The 2359-nt window shown below is 44.4% G+C and carries 2 protein-coding genes and 1 pseudogene; 2 read left to right on the top strand and 1 reads right to left on the bottom strand.

Annotation, left to right across the window (positions count from 1 at the left end; all coding sequences use genetic code 11):
- Nucleotides 1–1135 (top strand): cystathionine beta-lyase (locus B7C60_RS15035; protein WP_245869544.1); only part of this gene is annotated, 1135 nt, incomplete at its 5' end.
- 109 nt (nucleotides 1136–1244) lie between these two features.
- On the opposite strand, the gene B7C60_RS15030 is transcribed toward B7C60_RS15035, so the two are convergent.
- Nucleotides 1245–1805 carry a DNA-3-methyladenine glycosylase I gene (locus tag B7C60_RS15030; RefSeq protein WP_425445523.1) on the bottom strand — a complete coding sequence of 187 codons (561 nt, stop codon included), beginning with the start codon at nucleotides 1803–1805 and terminating at the stop codon, nucleotides 1245–1247.
- A gap of 392 nt (nucleotides 1806–2197) precedes the next feature.
- Between B7C60_RS15030 and B7C60_RS19645 the strand changes: the two are divergent.
- Nucleotides 2198–2359 (top strand): annotated as a pseudogene (locus B7C60_RS19645) (ABC transporter substrate-binding protein); the annotation flags it as partial.

Genomic DNA, 2359 nt, shown 5'->3' with positions numbered 1-2359 from the left:
TACCCCGCCCGTACAACGCGCTTCAACCATTATATTTGATAGTGTAACCGAAAAGCGTCACGCGACCATTAACCGAGCCAATAAAACGTTATTTTACGGTCGTCGTGGAACCACGACCCACTTCGCGTTTCAAGAAGCGATGAGCAATATTGAGGGCGGTGCTGGTTGTGCACTTTATCCTTGTGGGGCCGCCGCCATCAGTAATACCATTCTTGCGTTTGTTCAGTCTGGCGATCACCTATTAATGGTCGACACCTGTTATGAACCAACTCGAGATTTCTGCAATACCGTCTTGAAGAGATTTGGGGTAGAAACCACCTATTATGACCCAATGATTGGCGAAGAGATTCATACCCTAATCCAGCCCAACACTAAGGTGTTATTTACCGAATCTCCCGGTTCAATCACAATGGAAGTGCAAGACATTCCAACCCTAGCACGAATCGCTCATGACCATGGCATTATTGTTATGATGGACAACACTTGGTCTGCTGGAGTCAACTTTTCAGCGTTAGACTATGGGGTGGATATTTCTATTCAAGCTGCGACAAAATACATCGTCGGACACTCCGATGTGATGTTGGGTACCGCAGTGGCTAAAGCACCATTTTGGGATCAACTGCGCGAACAGAGTTATTTAATGGGTCAATGCATTTCGCCTGATGATGCCTATCTTGGCCTACGCGGATTAAGAACGTTAGATGTCCGATTACGCCAACATGCCCAAAGTAGTCTAAAAGTGGCACAGTGGTTAGCGCAGCATCCGTTGGTTGATCATGTTCGTCACCCTGCACTAGAGAGTTGTCCTGGCCATCCGGTTTTTCAGCGAGATTTTACCGGAGGTAATGGTTTATTTTCTGTGGTGTTAAAAACTAGCTATCCACAAGCAACCACCGCTTTGCTCGATGGCATGCAGCACTTTAGTATGGGTTATTCATGGGGTGGCTTTGAAAGCCTGATTTTAGCGAATGAACCAAACAGCTTTGACAGTTTACGTACCGTGGCTAACCCCCATTTTACTGGCACACTGATTCGTTTGCATATTGGGTTAGAAGACGTCGATGACTTGATCGCGGATCTGGCACAAGGGTTCGTTCGTTATCAAACAATGTTAGCCGAAAAAATGGATCACTGAGCGTTGTTCAATCAGGCAGCAAATCAATCGGTTGATAATGCGTTTTGAATGCTATCGAAAATCACAAGCGGTTTTTACTCGATTAGAGCGTCATGGCGCTCTAATTTATCTAGCGGTGTGGGCAATGCAGCAAGTGATCATTGACCATCCCCACCGCCTGCATAAACGCATAGCAAATCGTTGGGCCGACGAACTTAAACCCATGTTGTTTTAAGCATTGGCTCATCGCATGAGACTCGCGGCTAGTACTCGGAATTTGTTTCCTATCCTGCCACTGATTGAGGATGGGTATTCCCCCCACAAACGACCAAAGCAGCTGACTTAAAGAGCCATATTCTGCTTGTAATACCAACGCAGCTCTCGCATTAGAAAAAACCGAGCCAATTTTCCCTCGGTGCTTGACCACATCAAACTGAGCAATAATAGCATCAATCTTAGAGTCATCATGACTGGCCAAAACCGTAAGATCATAATTCGAAAATGCTTGCCGATATCCTTCTCGTTTCTTAAGGATAGTCAGCCAACTGAGTCCGGCTTGTGCGCCTTCCAGCGTTAAAAATTCAAATAAAACCTGATCATCATAAACCGGTTTCCCCCACTCGGTGGCGTGATAATGTCGCTCGAGAGGGTGTGTCATTTCCCACGCACAGACTATCGGTTCATTCATAATAAATACTCTATTTTTATCGATTAAATTCGATTCATTTAACAAGCAAGACCACGGATAGTTAACACCAATGACAGACTACCCCTTAACCATAAATAATGACAAACCGAACACAGTAAATCATTGCTGAAGCTGGTTGTTAACCGTGCTCCATTTATCCAGCATCACGCCGCATTATGATGGAGATTAAGATTGAGCTATGCTTCATTTCGTGGCATGGTGCGATAGTTTCAGTTACTTTCATCAGAAAATCATCATTAACCTTTGGAGAACCGACAAATGATCGATAAGCTGACCTTTTCATTTGGCCTTGTTCAGTAAAGAATGGTAAATTAACTGGATTTTGAGGCACAAGCTATCTCGCTTAGCCTTGTTGCTCACAGAAATACTTCACTATGAACTCTTTATTAAGACTGACTCTCGGATTATGCGCTCTCACCGTACTTACAGGCTGCGGCGAAAGTATTGATCATAACAATATTCGCCAGTCTGGCTTTGTGTATTGCGGTCAAAGTACCCCGACTACCTTTAATCCACAATTGGTAGATAGTGGTATT

Origin of the sequence: Vibrio fujianensis (assembly GCF_002749895.1) — a bacterium.
GTDB classification, from domain to species: Bacteria; Pseudomonadota; Gammaproteobacteria; order Enterobacterales; family Vibrionaceae; genus Vibrio; species Vibrio fujianensis.
The sequence above is the reverse complement of the archived record's forward strand: the minus strand, read 5'-3'. Positions and strand labels throughout refer to the sequence as shown.